Genomic DNA, 15167 nt, shown 5'->3' with positions numbered 1-15167 from the left:
AACCCAGACACTGATGGACAACTACAGGCGGTGATGGCTATGGAGAAACTGGAAAAGGCCCTCCGATGGGCGGAGGAGAACCTGAAAGCGGACTATGTAGAGCTTCGCTATGAGGATCTGAAGAAAACAACACTTGCCCTCAAGGACGGCGTTTTTACCAGCTTCACTGGGAAACTTCACCAGGGCGTTGCGATAAGGGTCCTGGCTGATGGCGCCTGGGGATTCTCTTCAACGAGTGACCTCAACAACCTCGAGAAGGCCATCGAGGGCGCCTACAAGCTGGCGAAGGCAGCCGCCAAGACCAAGAGGGAGAAGATAGAGCTGGCAGAGATAAAACCCGTTGAGGACTTCGTGAAGAGCAGGATGAGGGTCAAACCGAGGGAGGTCGACATAGAGGAGAAGGTCGCACACCTCAGGGAGCTGGAGAGGCTCCTCAAAGAGGACGAGGCCGTTAAGAGCGTCCAGGTTCGCTACGAGGATGGCGGTGGGCAAAAAATCCTCCTCACCAATGAGGGAACGCGCATAGAGTGGGACTACAACTACCTCTACCAGGGGACCTACGTCACCGGAAAGGCCGATGGAAAGCTGGCCATGGCCAGGGACAGCATAGGCGCTGTGGACTACGGCTGGGAGCTCATGACGGAGCACGAACCAAACGAGAAGGTCACTGAAAGACTGCTGAGAAAGATGCACAGCCAGCTCAAGGGCGTTGCCCCGAAGCGCGGCGAGTTCCCCATCGTTGCAGGGCCGATAGTCGTCGGCATAATCGCCCACGAAGCTTTGGGCCACCTCGCGGAGGCTGACTTAACCATAAATTCGCCCTTCAAGGACCTCATCGGCAAGCAGATAGCCCCGGAGTACGTCACGATGAGCGAGCGCTACGTCGAGGGCGGCTTTGGAAATGACAAGTACGACGACGAGGGTGTTCCGGTGAGGGACATACGCATCATCGAGAACGGCATTCTCAAGGAGATAATGCTCAACCGCGAGTACGCCGCAAAGTGGGGCATGGAGCCGAACGGCCACGCGAGGGCCGAGAGCTACCGCCACCCACCGATAATCAGGATGAGGAACACGATTTTCGAGCCCGGCGACCACAGCTTCGAGGAGCTCATCGAGGACATCAAGTTCGGCTACTACGTCGTTGACTTCCGCGGCGGCCAGGCCCAGCTCAACAGCGCCTTCCAGGTCGGCGTTCAGGAGGGCTACGTGATTAGAAACGGCGAGATAGCCGAGTCAATAAGGGACACATCGATTACCGGCGTTGCCATCGAGGCACTGAAGAAGATAAGCGCGGTCGGCAAAGACTTCGGCCTTGAGGTCGGCTTCTGCGGAAAGGGACAGACTGCCTATGTTAGCTCCGGTGGACCGCACATGCGCTTTGACGGAGGAATCCTCATCGGGTGAGGTGGTGAAGATGGAGGAACTCATAAGATACGGCGAGAAGTTTTTCGACGAGCTTGAGATTGCCGTTTACCGCTCCAAGGATGTGAGCGCCAACGTCGAGCTCAACGAGATTTCAATGGCATCCGCGAGGAGCGGGGCGGTCACGATACTACGCGGAATAAAGGACAAGCGCCTCGGGCTGGCCATAATAGACAGCGATGAACCCGCCAGGATAAGGGAGGCCATAGAGCAGGCGGCGAAGATGGCAAAGCTGAACAGCAGGGACGAGAAGTGGGTCTCTCTTCCCGAGCCGGGTAAATACAGGGAGAAGCCGAAGCCCAACTACGAGCTGAAGGAGGCCTCCCCAGATCAGCTCGTTGAGATGCTCGTCCGCGGCATAAAGCTCGCCCGCGAGAAGGATGAGAACGTCATCGTGGCAGGAGGAGAGGGCGGCGTTTCGTGGGAGGAGCGCCACATCGTCAACTCCCACGGAATAGACGTCTTCCAGGAAGGCGGTGCTGCATTTTTCTTCCTCGAGCTGGTGGGAAGGAAGGAGGGCACCGTTACCCCCGGAATCTTCGACTTCGATGCCAGAAGGGACCTCAAACTGGACGTTGACGGGGTCGTCGAGAGAGCGGTTCAGAAGGTCAAGTGGGCGTACGACGTCAAGGCAAGCAAAAACGAGGAGGTTCCGATAATACTCGGCCCATGGGCGATAGCGGGTCTCTTCAGCTATGCACTCTTCCCAGCCTTCAGCGGTGAGCGCTTGGTCAAGGAGACGACGCCTCTTGCAGGAAAGGTGGGGGAGAAGATAGCCAGCGACGTGCTCACGATATACGACGACCCGTTCCACGAGTTGGCCATCGAGCCCATTATAGCCGACGGAGAGGGGGTTCCAACGAGAAAGAACGTCCTCATCGAGAACGGAACCTTCAGGGGCTTCGTGTGGGACAACTACTGGGCCAAAGTTTATGGCACCGAGAGCACCGGAAACGGGAAGCGCGACCTCAGAAGTGGCGGCATAAACATCGGATTCCACAGCATGGTAATCGAGAACGGAAAGCGCTCGCTGGAGGACATCATAGCGGAAATCGAGCACGGCTACTTCGTGGACGGCTTCCAGGGTGCACACTCGAGCAACCCGGACAACGGAAACTTCGCGGTAACTGCAAACCCGGCTTTCCTCATCGAGGACGGAGAGGTCAAAGGGGCGAGCGTCTTCCTCGTTGCGGGCAACGTCTATGAACTGCTAAAGCAGGCGAGTGAAGTTTCGAAGGAGCAAATCGTAATGCCCTTCATGACGACCATCATAACGCCCTTCGTGAAGTTCGAGAACGTGAAGATAGCGGGGAAGTGATTTTCCTTTTTCTAACCTTTTGGGTGTTTTACCGGGGGAAATAACTTCTTTTTAAAGCCTGTTCTCCCCACGAAACACTACTTTAGAACCCGGAAGTCAATCGCGATGTTGAACTGCCTCGGCGCGTAGGGGCGGACTTTCCTTTCCTCCAGGAACTCAACTTTGAAACCGAGCTCTTTTGAGACCGCCTTTATTTTCGCTTCGTGCTCGGAGAACAGGTTCTCCTCCGGACCGAAGCCGTAGTAATGGACCACGCCACCGTCCCTGACGCTCAGCATGGCCTCCTTAAGAAAGCGGTCAGCGAACTTGGGGAGATTCATTATCACCCTGTCGGCTTCGAGCTTTCCAGCGACCTTCCTAACATCTCCAAGGATAGGCACGACGTTGTTAACCTTGTTCAGCCCGATGTTCTCCTCAAGGTAGCGAATCGCCCAGGGGTTGATGTCGCAGGCGAAGACGAGCTTTGCCTTCTTGGCCAGAAGCACCGCGTACGGCCCGACGCCGGCGAACATGTCAAAGACGACCTCTCCTGGTTGAGTCTTCTTGAAAACCCTCATCCTTTCCGTTGCAAGGCGGGGGGAGAAGTAGACTTTAGCAACGTCGAGCTTCAGCCTTATTCCGTTCTCGCGGTGGATGGTCTCAGTCCTACTCTCGCCGGCGAGGTGAATTAGCTCCCTTACACGGTATTCCCCGGAGACCTTGCTCCCCTTGGCAAAGACGGCCTTTATGTGCCGGTGAACCCTGAGGATGGCCCCTCCGATTGCTTCTCCGTAGGGCATCAGCTCCTCGGGAAGCTCGATTATAGCAATGTCACCGATTATGTCGAAGGAGCTCGGGAGGAGCGGTCTAACCTCGTCCGGAACCTCGACGACCTCACGATAGCTGTGGGGCCTTCTCTCAAGCCTCTCAAAGTCTGTTTCAACGAGCTCGAAGCCCTCTACTGGCTCTGTGACAGGGAAGAGTACGAACTCGCCCTCCCGCTTGGGGACATATCCTCTGGCCAGAACGCCGAGTTCAATTAATCTCCTGCGGATTTTTTCGGCCTCTCGCTTGGGGACTTTTACGGCGAGCATCGGGGGAAGATGGACTGTGGGGTTAAAAAGAATTGCCCCGACGAAAGATTTTTAAACGCTCGCCCTTCCCTAGTATCGGGCCCCGGTGGTGTAGCCCGGTCAAACATGCGGGCCTTTCGAGCCCGCGCCCCGGGTTCAAATCCCGGCCGGGGCACCAGAATTCTACTACAGAAATCTAATAGTTCATGATTCTCCAAATTCATCGGGATAACATACCCTGAAAAGTACGGAGTTTCCTTTCTTAAACGTCTCTCGGAGGTACGGGGTCAACTGGGAGATGTTAAACTGTGCAACGCATGCTTCAATCTTTACACTACTGGGGTCGGCAGGGTCGTATCTCACCCACTCAACGTGGCAGGGGACACCATTGCCCTCAAGGTAGTCCTTGTAGGAAACCGGAACCCAGAGGGGATCAATCGAAGCGGTTTTATCCACGTAGATATACTTTACATGGTATTTCTCCAGGATTTGAAGCGCTTTTGTGCTGTTGTTCCCCAACAGTGCCACCATTATATCGGCGCTTCTCTTATCGTAGTCAACAAAGGGCGACGCGTGAGTTCTTCTAAATAGTACGGTTTTTCTGCCCGATATTGAGAACAGCATGAAAGAGGCCTCGTAGTTGCTGAGAATGACATCGTTAACGTTCGTGTTCTCGAGGAGCCATGCCTGAAGACTTGAGAAGGGAAACTCGTGGAAACCGACCTGGACCCATGGGCTGGACGCAAACCCCACCACAGTGACCCCAGAGAACACCAGGAGTATAGCAGTCACTACGGCCAGTGACTTCCTTTGGGGGAATTTAGAGATGAGATATGTGATCCCTAGGGAGACCAGTATAACATCCAGCGTGAAGAAATACAGGCTCAGTTTCTTTGCAATCAGGGGATTTCCGAGCAGTATGAACACGATTCCCGCTGCGTACATACCCAGGAGCGATGATATAACAATTCTAAACGCAGGATACGGTCTGCTTTTTACAACGACATACAGGCCAGCAAGGGCGAGAAGGGAAAGCATCCCCCTCCAGGAATAAGAGACAAAAAATGTTATCATATCAGCCGTGAAGCTGACGATTGTATAATGGGCCCAGACTAAGCTCTGATAGGGATTTGGGGTTCGAGCATGGTAAACAAATAGAAGTGGGCCCCAGTAGAGGAGCAACAGTGGAATGGCAACAAGGAACGGTGTAATCCATCTCTTCACTGCCGATAGCTCTCTGTTCCGACCAACGTCCCAAGCCACGTTCGAAAGAATCACTGCCCCAATCCCGAAAGTTCCTAGAACATGAGTTAGGCCCGCAAGGGCCCAGGAGATGCCCAGAAAGATCCCGTTTCTGGTTGATGGAGCCTTTAAATAACGAACAAGCGCGAAATAGAAGAGGGGGATAAATACCATCAGCATGAGGGTATGGGGATGGGGATCTGGAAAATGAAGCGCGAGGGGGAGGAGAGGAGCCAGCATCGCCACGCTTTCTGTTGTCAGCTCACCTACGAGAAAGTACACCGTGATCATAGACAGTAGAAGTATGAAAACAGGCATTACATAGACTGTTACGGGTATTACACCTCCGGCAACATGCCCGAAGAGTGCAACGATGGAATGGTAGAGCCAAGGGTAAAAAGCGTAGCCTTCATAGTTCGTTGGGTCCCTAAAGACGGAAGTGCCGTGAAATATCGCCTCGGCGATGCCGTTGTGGAAATACAGATCGCCCCCGTACGGGGGGCCTGGAATAGACTTCAGACTACCCACAAAAGCCATGGTCAAAAGGACAGAGAATATGGCATAAAGCAGCCCTCTGTTCATGAGTTTGCCCCCAATAAGCTACGCAGTGGCAGTCTCATGTACACTTTCGGGTATTTAATTTTTCCTCCGTCCTCCGCGAAAACCTTTTAACTCCCATCCCGACCCTCAACCGATGGCCATGAAGACGCTCGCCGATGTTTTCAGGGAAGCGCTGAGGGAGAAGGGGATCGAGAGCTTCGGGGTGCTCTCAAAGCGCTTTAGGAAGTCAAAGAACAAGCTCCAGGACGTAGCGGTGGAGATAATCAACGGAAAAGGGGCAATATTTCGCGTTCCCGAAAAAACCGCCGTTGCGTGGGACTTAAACGGCAACCGCGTCGAGGGCTCTTACTACGCCTACGCCCCGCTGTGCATGAAGGAGAAGTTCGAGCCGGTTCTGACGCCCGAAGAGCTCCGCTCAAAGCTCCCAGAGTGGCCCTACTTCATAATAGACCTATACCACTGGGACAAGCACACCCAGAAGGAGAAGGGCAAGGTCTGCCTGCAGGTGAGCCAGAGCTACGGCCTGCTGAGGGACTATTTCACTGGGAGAGAGCTTGCCGTAACGTGGGCTAGCGATGAGTTTGAGAGAATGTTCAACGGGCCCATCGAGAGAATAACGACCTACGCCGGGCCGACGGCGGAATTTTTAAGGGAAAACGGCATTGAAGAGGTTGTTCTCCTCGACCCTTGGGCGGAGGAAGTTCTGGGTGAGAAGGATTTCGACGTCGGGGCCTTTATAATCGGCGGTATCGTGGACACCGGCGGGAACAAGAAGAAGACTACGCCCAAAATAGGCGAGGAGCTTGAGAGGGCCGGAATAAGGGTACGCAGAAGGAAGATCGTTCTCAAAGGCGACATCGTTGGCGTCCCCGACAGGATAAACCGCATCCTTGGCATAATCCTCAAGATGATGGTGGAAGGGAAGTCCATGGATGAAGCGGTTTACGAGTTTCAGGAGCCGCTACACGCCCGCTGGCGCCTGAGGAAGGAGCTCCCCAAGCGCGCGATCAGATACAAAGTGAACGGCAAGACCTACAGGGTGGTTGAGAAGGAGCTGTTCGATGAGTACTCTAAATGGCTAAAAATCCGCTGGGAGGACTTCGTGAAGGTGCTGCGGGAGCTTGACCTGATAGCGCTTGAAAGGAAGAGGATACACCACCTCAACAAGATCTCCAACGCGAGGATAATAAACGGAAAGCTCTACAGGGTAATTCTCCTCAAGAAGGCCGCGATGCTGTGCTATAACTGCTGAGGCTTTCTTTTATCCTGTGTAGAAATCGGAGAATGAAAAGAAAGGGGGTCAGAAGAACACTACCACTGCATCTCCAACAACTGCCGTCTCGACCTCTTCACCCTCGCTGAACACGGCCTTCCTGAGCACTATGTCCTCCTTGTTCAGCTCGACCTTCTGGCCTTCCACCTCAAACTCGACCTTTCCGGCCTCCTTGAGGGTCCTTGCAACCTCTTCCGCGTTCTCCTTGAGGTAGGCAGCGATCTTCGGCACGAGTTTGCCGTATCTCGGCCCGACCGTTCTAAAGTTGGGCTTTATCTCGGTGATGCGCTCTTCGAGCTCGGGCTCACCCTGGATTATCTCCAGCCTCTCGATGTTCATCGTTCCCGCGATGTCCTTCTCGATGGCCTTCAGGGCTTCATAGGAGTCGGTGGCGTAGATGGCCACGTGCTTGAGCTTGGCGTTGAGGGCAAGGCCGTGGCTGTTCTTGTAGCGCCTCATGACACCGACTATCTCGCGGGCGAGCTCGCCGAGCCTCTCAGCCTCCTCGCTTATCCTGCCCTCGTCGTACTTCGGCCACTCGAGGAGGTGCACGCTCTTGACACCGACGTGGCCCTTGAACATCTCCTGATAGAGCTCCTCGGTTATGTGCGGAGCTAACGGAGCGAGCAGGAGCATGACGTTGTAGAGCAGCTCGTAGAGGGCGGCCTTAGCCTTGAGCTTGCTCTCCTCGTCGTCGCCGTAGAGGCGGTACTTGATCATCTCGATGTAGTCGTCGGCCACCTCGTGCCAGATGAAGGTCATCAGCTCCCTGGTGAGCAGGTTGAAGCGGTAGCGCTCCATCTCCTCTGTGGCGAACTTGATGACGCGGTGCAGCCTTGAGAGTATCCACCTGTCGATCGGCTCAAGCTCCCCCAGAGCGCTGCTCGGGTCGAAATCGCTTAGGTGCCTCTCGGCGAAGCGGTAGATGTTCCAGACCTTCTGGAGGAAGCGGTAGTTGTAGTCGACGGTCTCCCACTTGAACGGGTGGTCCTCTCCGGGCGGAGCGAGGGCAGTCCAGAGGCGGAGCGCATCGGCGCCGTACTTCGGAATAACCTCGTCCGGAGCTACGACGTTGCCGTAGCTCTTGCTCATCTTCCTGCCGTCCGGCCCGGCCACCATTCCGTTGATGAGGACATCGTCCCAGGGCTTCTCGCCGGTGAGAACGTAAGTTCTGAATATCGTGTAGAATGCCCACGTCCTTATGATGTCCGTTCCCTGCGGCCTGAGCGCGGTGGGGAAGTTGTGCTCAAACCAGCGCTTCGCTTCCTCGTCGCCCTCGATGGCCTCGTGCCACCGGGTTATGATGAGCGGGGTTATGCTGGAGTCTATCCAGCAGTCGAGGACGTCCGTTACGGGCTCGAGCTCGGCACCGCAGACCGGGCACTTCTCCACGGGCGGCTTGTCGAAGCGCGGGTCGACAGGCAGGTCTTCCTCCTTAGCAGGAACCACATGACCGTTCTTGCAGACCCAGAACGGGAGCGTCGTTCCAAAGACCCTCTGCCTGCTTATAACCCAGTCCCAGTCCATTGAGTCCGCCCAGTCCTTCAGGCGGAGGAACATGTCCTCGGGGTACCAGTTTATCTCCTTAGCCACCTTCACTATCTCGTCCGTGAAGTCCTTCACCTTGATGAACCACTGGGTCTTGGGGAGCAGCTCGATTGGGGCCATACAGGAGCTCCTCTCGGTGTGCCTCAGCACGCGGTGGTGGACCTTCTTCTTGTCATAGAGCAGGCCCATCTTTTCGAGGTCCTCGGCTATCGCCTTCCTCGCCTCCTCGGTCTTCAGTCCCTTGTATGGCCCGGCGTTTTCGTTCATCGTGCCGTCCTCGTTGATTGCGATAATAACCGGCAGGTTGTAGCGCTTCTGCCAGACGACGTCCTGCTCGTCACCGTAGGTACAGTTGTAGACCGCACCGGTTCCAAATTCTGGGTCAACGTCTTCATCAGCTATAACCGGCACTTCCCTCTCGAATATCGGGAGCTTAACCTTCTTACCCACAACGTCCTTGTAGCGCTCGTCCTCCGGGTGGACGAAGACGGCAACACAGGCGGGCATAAGCTCGGGCCTCGTGGTGGCTATGGGGACGTAGCCGCTTCCATCCGCCAGCGGGAGCTTGATGTAGTAGAGGAAGCCGTCCTCCTCAACGTAGCCAACCTCGGCTTTAGCGAGGCTCGTTCTGCAGCGCGGGCACCAGTAGACCGGGTGCTTGTCGCGGTAGAGCATGCCCTTCTCGTAGAACTCAAGGAGGGACTTCTGCACGGCAGCTTTGTACCAGTCGTCCATCGTGTGGTACTCCAAGTCCCAGTCGGCTGAGTAGCCTATCCTTATGAACTGGTTGCGCATGGCCTCGATGGCCTGCCAGGTCCACTCAACGCATTTCTTGAGGAAGAGCTCGGGCTGGTCTTTGCTTATTCCGAACTCCTTCTCCACCTTGAGCTCGGTCGGCAGACCGTGGTTGTCGAAGCCCTGCGGGAAGAGCACGTTGTAACCGGTCATTCTCTTGTAGCGCGCTATGATGTCGATCCAGGTGTGACTGAGCACGTGACCTAGGTGGAGCGTTCCGCTCGTGAACGGGGGCGGGGTGTCTATCGCGTAGCTCGGTCTCTTCTCGTCGAGCTCGTACTTGTAGATTTTCTCATCCAGCCAGAACTTCTGCCACTTCGGTTCAATCTCGTTCGGGTCGTAGGTCTTAGGAAGCATGGGCATCACCTTTTCGGTTTTTTGAAGATGGGTTACCCTCAGAAGGGCGACTTAAAAATCTTAGCAACGCCGGTGGTGCCGGAGTAAGGGCTAACCAAGAAGCGCGGAACGCATGGGATTCAAAGGTTGAAATCAGCGTTACGGTGGACGATAGGCACCACCAGGGTATAGAAATGAGCCCGAGGTTTAAAAAGTTTGGGGTTACTTCACCGCCACCAGCCAGTATCTCCTGTCGCTGGGCCTCAGCTCGTGGAGGTCCCCGTAGATTTTGATCCGCCTGAAGTGCTTCTCGGCCAAGAGCCTCATCTCTCTTACGGTGTAAATGTTCAGTTCGTCGTCCACCATGAAGGCCCTAACGCTCCCGTCGGGCTTCACTATCTGCACGAGTCTCTTGAAGTGGAGTTTCTGTGTCGCCGGCTCCACCTCGCGCCAGTCCGTTATAACCAGCCGCTCATCGCCCTTCCGCTCGTCCCAGACAACGTTGTTTTGCCCTTTATAGTAGTACGAGTAGTCCCAGCAAGGAAAGTCGGCTATGAAAACCCCACCCTGTTTCAGTGCTTGGTTTACCGAATTAAATAATTCCTGAATTGCCGAATCATCGAAATACATAATGGACGAGAAAAACATCGTTACGGCGTCAAATTCCTTATCAAAATCAATTTCGAGCGCGTTTCCTTGGATGAACTCGATGTTAAGCCCTTTCCCTTCGGCCTTTCTTCTCGCGACCGCGAGCATCTCTTCATGAAGGTCAAGGCCGGTAACCTGATACCCGCGCCTCGCGAGTTCGAGCGTCGGAATCCCAGTTCCGCAGGCGAGATCTAAGATTCTCCTTACCTCTCGCTCGGCTTCATTCTTGAAGAGCTCCTCCACGAAGTCTATCTCACGGGAAACCCGCTCGGCCCTTCTCCTATAAATTGCATCGTAGTACTCAGCCAGGGCCGTGTAGAGCTCATGCATGGTATCACCAAAAATGAAGTGGGCTTCAGATTTAAAACCCTTCTCCCAGCTCCTTGAAGGCCCTGATCAGAACGCTGTTCTCCTCGGGCTTTCTCACGGAGAAGCGGACGTACTCAGGCAGTCCAAAGCTCGTGCAGTCCCTCACGAGGATTCCATGCTTTTTGAGGGCCTCAACGAACTCTCCCGGATTCCCAACGCGCTTGATGAAGAAGTTGGCGTCGCTCTTAACGCCCAAAGCCTTCTCAACCCTCTCCTTCTCGCGCCAGATGAGGGGCATCGTCTTCCTGAGGTGCTCGAAGTCATCTTTGAGGAGAAACTCGAGGAAGGCAATCCCCGTCGAGCCGATGCTCCAGGGCATTCTAACGCTCCTGAAGGCATCTTCAAAGCCGAGGACGTAGCCGACCCTTATCCCCGGCAGTCCATAGCTCTTGGTGAGGGTTCTGAGCTTTACGATGTTCTCCCCTTCCGGGCTTTCTGGTCTCTCCACAAAGTCTATGAAGGCCTCATCGAGGATTAAGAGGGCGTTTTTGTCCTCCACCGCGTCGAGGAGGGGTTTGAGTTCCTTGAGGCGGTAAAACCTCCCATCCGGGTTGTTGGGGTTGCAGAAAAACACGACCGAGCCCCTTTCAACGAGTTCGGCCAGCTTCGCCGGTTCGTTTGGGCCTTTAATTACTCTCGCGCCAAAAATCCGCGCGACCCTCTCGTACTCGCCGTAGGTGTGGCGAGGGACTACGACATTCCTCCCGCGAAGCGCGAGGATTCCGAGAAGGTAGAGCGCCTCGGTGATGCCGGCCGTTACCGTCAGCGGTTCACCGACTAGCTCGGCCAGTTCCTCCTCAAGCCCCCCGTAGTAGGGATACCGGTTGCTTATCTCTTTGGCACGTTCAAGCATCTCGTCAAGCCACTCCGGGGGATAGGGGTTGAGAGACGCCGAGAAGTCGAGCAATCCCTCTTCCCTCGCACCACCGTGATAGGTTGAGAACTTCACGGGCTCAAGCATGGAACCACCCCCGTCAGCAGGAGCACGGTGACAACTCCCACCCATTCGACAACCACAAGCCAGTAAACCCTCAACGCTCGCCTTATATCCTCGTTCCCCGGAGCCCTGCCGGGAAAGCGGTAAACGCCGGGTTTCTCAAGCCAGACGCCAAGGACGGCGCTCATCGCGGCTATCGGCTTGTCCGAGTTGAGCTTGAACCTCGCGAGGCGGCAGTGTCTGAGAACCTTCCTCCCTCCGAACGGGAGGTACAGGAGAACCGTTAAGCGAGCAGGTATGAAGTTGAGGACATCATCAAGCCTCGCCGAAAACTTGCCGAAGAATTCGTATCGCTCGTTCCTGTAGCCGAGCATCGCGTCGAGCGTGTTCACCGCGCGGTAGATTAAAGCCCCGGGGAGGCCGAAGAGGAGGAAGTAAAACAGAGGAGCGATTACGGAGTCGTTGAGGTTCTCGGCGAGGCTCTCTACCGAGGCGGAATTTAGATGGGCCTCATCGAGGGGGTCGGTGTTTCTGCTCACTATCATAGAGGCGGCCTTCCTCTTCTCCTCGATGTCCTCAGTTACCGTCCTCGCGACGTGCTCATGGAGACTTCTTATGGCGAAGGAGCTTTTGAGGAGATAAACCATCAGAGCGTAGTTCAGCGGGAATGGAAGGCAAGAAGGTATGAGCGAGAGGACCAATGCAAAGGCAACCACGAGCAGGGCCGTTAGAGTTCCCGCGAGGAAATCGGGGAGGGGACCTTTTCTCGCCCATCTCCCGTCGAGAAAGCCCGCTATCCTTCCGAACCACACCACTGGATGGACTAATGCCGGTGGCTCCCCAAAGAGTATGTCCCAGAGCAGGGCGAGGAGAAAGACCGTCAGAACGTCCATTTCCCAAAGGCCTCCTTTATCGCCGAGTACTCCTCCAGCATCTCCTCGTTCGGTTCCCTCAGCCCCCTCCGCACGTACCATGCCGGGTGTCTGAGGTATATGAACTCAAAGCCGAGCCGTCTCAGGGCCTTCTCGGCCGTTCTGCCGATGGCGAAGATACTCCTCGGCTTCACAACCTCAAGCTCCCTCCCGAGAAGCTCAAGCTCACCCTCACCGAAGCCCCTCAGCCTGTTATCGGGCGGGTTGCACTTCACGACGTTAGTCATGTAGACGAAGTCCGGATTGATGCCTAAGGTGAAGAGCGTCTTCCTAAGCAAGGTACCCGAGGCGTCGCGGTAGAAGCATATTCCCGTCTTTCCGCAGCCCTTTCTCCCCGGAGCCTCCCCGACGAGAACAATCCCTGAGCCAGCCCAGCCATTGGCGAAGGGCAGTCCCTCGAACTCGCCCACCTGGAGCTGATAGCGGTGGTACTCCTCGCGGCAGAACCTCAGGGGGTCTTTGAGAAGCTCGAGATAGAGATTTTCAAGCTCCCGGGCGGTTCTCTCATCCCCCTCGTTCACGACGAGGAAGCGCTCACCGGGGTTGTATATCGTCCTTGCGTAGATTCCGTAGGTCCTCTCGTCCAGGCTCAGGAAGTCCCTCCAGTCACGGAGGACCAACGGGACGACCTTGAAGTTGGCCGGGTTTATGTAGAGCTCGCCCACCCTTTTGAGGTTCTCCAGGTTTAAGAGCATAATGGATAAAAAGTCCAGGGGGTTTATAGGTTTGGTGGTTCCCATGGTTGAGACGAAGAAGTGTCCCCTCTGCGGGGGCACGATGGTGCCGAGTAAAGTTGAAAGGTATGGATACTCGACGTACTTCTGGGTCCCACCCTGGAAAAGCAAAGTCACTGGAATACTTAACAAGGCTGTGTACGGCAGGGTGTGGCTCTGTCTCGATTGCGGAGCCTTAATACCTTATGTAAGCAAAACCAAGCTCTCGATTCTGCGGGAGGAGTTTGAAGTACTCAGAACGGAGGGAAAGGTGTGAGAGGTGTTGCATTCTTCTCCGGGGGCAAGGACGGTCTCTATGCCGTTTATCTGGCGGAAAAGAGTGGGATCAATATTCCCTACCTGCTAACGTTGAAAACGACGATAGGCCTCTCGCCCCACTGGGAGAATTTCGGGGCTTTAAAAACTCTCGCCAGAGCTATGGGGAAAGAACTTCTCACATTCGATATGGCCAAGGGCAGTGAGGCGCTGGGGGAGTTCATCTCCTCGCTCGATGTGGACTACCTCATAGCCGGAGACGTTCTGCTGGAAGATCACTTGAAGTGGATTGAGCGCCTTGCGGATGAAGCCGGGCTCAAGCCCCTCGAGCCCCTCTGGGGAAGGGATACGAGAAAGCTCGCGGAGGAAATTCTAAAGGCGGGCTTCGAGTACGCGATAATCGCGGTGAATAAAGAGAAGCTCGGCCGGGAGTGGCTCGGCTACACTTTCGCTTCAATAGACGATTTGGAGTTCTTCCTCGATGAAAATCCCAGCGTTGATCCCCTTGGTGAGTTTGCCGAGTTCCATACGGTAGTCTTGGCTTCACCGCTGTTTAAGGGGAGGTTCAATATTGATGTCACTTCCGAGGAGGAGAGCGAAGCCTATTACTGGCTCAGGTTCGGGCTGGTGGGAATATGAGGGGAGCGGACATCCCTCAGCTACTCGAATCTAAAGGGATAACCTTCGACTCCATGCTCGACACAGCGCTGGAGCTCTACATAGGAGAAGATCGCGAGAAGGTCAAGGAAGAACTGCATAAGCTCATGCTCCACTACCTTGAGGACATCAACGTCGGAGCCCTCTTGATGGCGGCCTTCCTTCTCGAAGAGAACTTTGAGGTCGAGGGCGACCCCGTCAACTTAGTTGCCGATGAGCTGATCGGAATAAACCTCGCCGAATACATCGGCGGCAAGATGGGGCTCTTCAACTTCTTCTACTACGACACGAGAAAGCCCGGCATTTTAGCCGAGCTTCCGCCGTTCCTCGACGATGCGATAGGCGGCTTCATAGCCGGCTGCATGACGAGGCTCTTCCAGGGGACGGGGGAGATGCCATGAAAAACATCCTTCCCTTTTTTACCCGCCTGCCGGTTGAGGGAGACTTCGAGAAGGCCAGAGGAGAGCTCTGGGCACTTCCGCTGGTTGCCCTCCTAAGCTCGGCCCTTCCAACCGCAGTTCTCTACCTTAACCTTCCCCTCGGGAATGTTTTAGCGGTTCTTGCGCTCTACTTCACGATAGGGCTCCTTCATCTTGATGGCTTGGCGGACTGGGCGGACGGGATGATGGTCAAGGGCGACCGGGAGAGGAAGGTAAAGGCAATGAAGGACCTCAACACCGGTATAGCCGGAGTTTTTGCGGTCGTGATAGTTCTTTTCCTCCAGGTCTATTCCCTTCAGCTCGTTCCTTTCTATGCCCTCTTCCTGGCGGAGCTGAACTCCAAGTTCGCCATGCTCCTCGCCCTGGCGACGAAGAGGCCGCTGGGAGATGGTCTCGGGGCGTACTTCATGGGAGGAATGAAGGAAGGGCAGTTGGTTATTGGAACGGCCCTCTACGTTCTCCTGCTCCTGCCTATAGTTTTCATCGAACCGCGCTCGCTCGTGTCTCTCCTTGGGCTACTTACCGGGGCTTACGTCATCTACCTCTCGCTGAGAAACTTCGGGGGTCTTAATGGCGACTGCATTGGGGCTGTAGCGGAGATCACACGGGCAGGGACGCTCCTCACACTGGCCTTGGTGAGGTGAG

Annotated in this window: 14 protein-coding genes and 1 tRNA gene; 8 read left to right on the top strand and 7 right to left on the bottom strand. The window is 55.4% G+C overall.

The window, feature by feature from the left end:
- The first annotated feature begins 39 nt into the window (after positions 1-39).
- Together A3L10_RS02485 and A3L10_RS02480 are read left to right on the top strand one after the other, a co-directional pair.
- A complete protein-coding gene (locus A3L10_RS02485; RefSeq protein WP_088866247.1) occupies positions 40-1407 on the top strand; it encodes a TldD/PmbA family protein in 1368 nt (455 codons plus the stop codon).
- A 10-nt stretch (positions 1408-1417) separates the two neighbouring features.
- Entirely contained in the window at positions 1418-2743 is a 1326-nt protein-coding gene (locus A3L10_RS02480; protein ID WP_088866246.1) for a TldD/PmbA family protein, read from the top strand.
- Between the two features lie 77 nt (positions 2744-2820).
- Here the strand turns inward: A3L10_RS02480 and trm5b are convergent, their stop codons facing one another.
- Positions 2821-3816, bottom strand: coding sequence for a tRNA (guanine(37)-N1)-methyltransferase Trm5b (trm5b, locus tag A3L10_RS02475; protein ID WP_088866245.1), 996 nt, complete (start codon positions 3814-3816; stop codon positions 2821-2823).
- A 79-nt stretch (positions 3817-3895) separates the two neighbouring features.
- Between trm5b and A3L10_RS02470 the strand changes: the two genes are divergently transcribed.
- Positions 3896-3973, top strand: a tRNA-Glu gene (locus tag A3L10_RS02470).
- 26 nt (positions 3974-3999) lie between these two features.
- On the opposite strand, the gene A3L10_RS02465 is transcribed toward A3L10_RS02470, so the two are convergent.
- Positions 4000-5619, bottom strand: a complete 1620-nt coding sequence (locus A3L10_RS02465; RefSeq protein ID WP_088866244.1) for a glycosyltransferase family 39 protein — start codon at positions 5617-5619, stop codon at positions 4000-4002.
- 118 nt (positions 5620-5737) lie between these two features.
- Here A3L10_RS02465 and trm10 point away from each other — a divergent pair, with 118 nt between their 5' ends.
- Positions 5738-6850 carry a tRNA (guanine(9)-/adenine(9)-N1)-methyltransferase gene (gene trm10 / locus A3L10_RS02460; protein WP_088866243.1) on the top strand — a complete coding sequence of 371 codons (1113 nt, stop codon included), beginning with the start codon at positions 5738-5740 and terminating at the stop codon, positions 6848-6850.
- A 48-nt stretch (positions 6851-6898) separates the two neighbouring features.
- On the opposite strand, the gene A3L10_RS02455 is transcribed toward trm10, so the two are convergent.
- The 5 genes from A3L10_RS02455 to A3L10_RS02435 form a co-directional block, all read right to left on the bottom strand.
- The gene (locus tag A3L10_RS02455; protein WP_088866242.1) at positions 6899-9571 is read right to left on the bottom strand and encodes a valine--tRNA ligase; all 2673 of its coding nucleotides are present in this window, start codon (positions 9569-9571) and stop codon (positions 6899-6901) included.
- 201 nt (positions 9572-9772) lie between these two features.
- Positions 9773-10528 carry a class I SAM-dependent methyltransferase gene (locus A3L10_RS02450; protein WP_088866241.1) on the bottom strand — a complete coding sequence of 252 codons (756 nt, stop codon included), beginning with the start codon at positions 10526-10528 and terminating at the stop codon, positions 9773-9775.
- Positions 10529-10559: 31 nt separating this feature from the next.
- On the bottom strand, positions 10560-11528 hold the full coding sequence (locus A3L10_RS02445) for an aminotransferase class I/II-fold pyridoxal phosphate-dependent enzyme (protein WP_088866240.1): 969 nt from the start codon (positions 11526-11528) through the stop codon (positions 10560-10562).
- Entirely contained in the window at positions 11513-12397 is an 885-nt protein-coding gene (gene cbiB, locus A3L10_RS02440) for an adenosylcobinamide-phosphate synthase CbiB (protein ID WP_088866239.1), read from the bottom strand. Before cbiB ends, A3L10_RS02445 begins: the two co-directional genes overlap by 16 nt.
- On the bottom strand, positions 12385-13131 hold the full coding sequence (locus A3L10_RS02435) for a uracil-DNA glycosylase family protein (RefSeq protein ID WP_088867528.1): 747 nt from the start codon (positions 13129-13131) through the stop codon (positions 12385-12387). Before A3L10_RS02435 ends, cbiB begins: the two co-directional genes overlap by 13 nt.
- Before the next feature lie 43 nt (positions 13132-13174).
- Between A3L10_RS02435 and A3L10_RS02430 the strand changes: the two genes are divergently transcribed.
- From A3L10_RS02430 to cobS, 4 genes are read left to right on the top strand one after another with little or no spacing between them, the layout of a single operon-like run.
- The gene (locus tag A3L10_RS02430) at positions 13175-13426 is read left to right on the top strand and encodes a hypothetical protein (protein WP_088866238.1); all 252 of its coding nucleotides are present in this window, start codon (positions 13175-13177) and stop codon (positions 13424-13426) included.
- A complete protein-coding gene (locus tag A3L10_RS02425) occupies positions 13423-14064 on the top strand; it encodes a PAB0415 family putative ATP pyrophosphatase (RefSeq protein WP_088866237.1) in 642 nt (213 codons plus the stop codon). The genes A3L10_RS02430 and A3L10_RS02425 overlap by 4 nt, the downstream gene beginning before the upstream one ends.
- Positions 14061-14483, top strand: a complete 423-nt coding sequence (gene cobZ, locus A3L10_RS02420) for an alpha-ribazole phosphatase CobZ (RefSeq protein ID WP_088866236.1) — start codon at positions 14061-14063, stop codon at positions 14481-14483. The genes A3L10_RS02425 and cobZ overlap by 4 nt, the downstream gene beginning before the upstream one ends.
- Positions 14480-15166, top strand: a complete 687-nt coding sequence (gene cobS, locus A3L10_RS02415) for an adenosylcobinamide-GDP ribazoletransferase (RefSeq protein WP_088866235.1) — start codon at positions 14480-14482, stop codon at positions 15164-15166. Before cobZ ends, cobS begins: the two co-directional genes overlap by 4 nt.
- Position 15167: the final 1 nt, after the last annotated feature.

This window comes from Thermococcus radiotolerans (assembly GCF_002214565.1).
GTDB lineage: Archaea > Methanobacteriota_B > Thermococci > Thermococcales > Thermococcaceae > Thermococcus > Thermococcus radiotolerans.
Note: the sequence above shows the minus strand (reverse complement) of the source record. Positions and strands in the feature narration are given on the sequence as shown.

Excerpts from the sequence above, each read along its gene's own strand:
- A3L10_RS02485 (WP_088866247.1), top strand. The coding sequence starts at position 40 with ATGGAGAAACTGGAAAAGGCCCTCCGATGGGCGGAGGAGAACCTGAAA.
- A3L10_RS02480 (WP_088866246.1), top strand. The coding sequence starts at position 1,418 with ATGGAGGAACTCATAAGATACGGCGAGAAGTTTTTCGACGAGCTTGAG.
- trm5b (WP_088866245.1), bottom strand. The coding sequence starts at position 3,816 with ATGCTCGCCGTAAAAGTCCCCAAGCGAGAGGCCGAAAAAATCCGCAGG.
- A3L10_RS02465 (WP_088866244.1), bottom strand. The coding sequence starts at position 5,619 with ATGAACAGAGGGCTGCTTTATGCCATATTCTCTGTCCTTTTGACCATG.
- trm10 (WP_088866243.1), top strand. The coding sequence starts at position 5,738 with ATGAAGACGCTCGCCGATGTTTTCAGGGAAGCGCTGAGGGAGAAGGGG.
- A3L10_RS02455 (WP_088866242.1), bottom strand. The coding sequence starts at position 9,571 with ATGCTTCCTAAGACCTACGACCCGAACGAGATTGAACCGAAGTGGCAG.
- A3L10_RS02450 (WP_088866241.1), bottom strand. The coding sequence starts at position 10,528 with ATGCATGAGCTCTACACGGCCCTGGCTGAGTACTACGATGCAATTTAT.
- A3L10_RS02445 (WP_088866240.1), bottom strand. The coding sequence starts at position 11,528 with ATGCTTGAGCCCGTGAAGTTCTCAACCTATCACGGTGGTGCGAGGGAA.
- cbiB (WP_088866239.1), bottom strand. The coding sequence starts at position 12,397 with ATGGACGTTCTGACGGTCTTTCTCCTCGCCCTGCTCTGGGACATACTC.
- A3L10_RS02435 (WP_088867528.1), bottom strand. The coding sequence starts at position 13,131 with ATGCTCTTAAACCTGGAGAACCTCAAAAGGGTGGGCGAGCTCTACATA.
- A3L10_RS02430 (WP_088866238.1), top strand. The coding sequence starts at position 13,175 with ATGGTTGAGACGAAGAAGTGTCCCCTCTGCGGGGGCACGATGGTGCCG.
- cobZ (WP_088866236.1), top strand. The coding sequence starts at position 14,061 with ATGAGGGGAGCGGACATCCCTCAGCTACTCGAATCTAAAGGGATAACC.
- cobS (WP_088866235.1), top strand. The coding sequence starts at position 14,480 with ATGAAAAACATCCTTCCCTTTTTTACCCGCCTGCCGGTTGAGGGAGAC.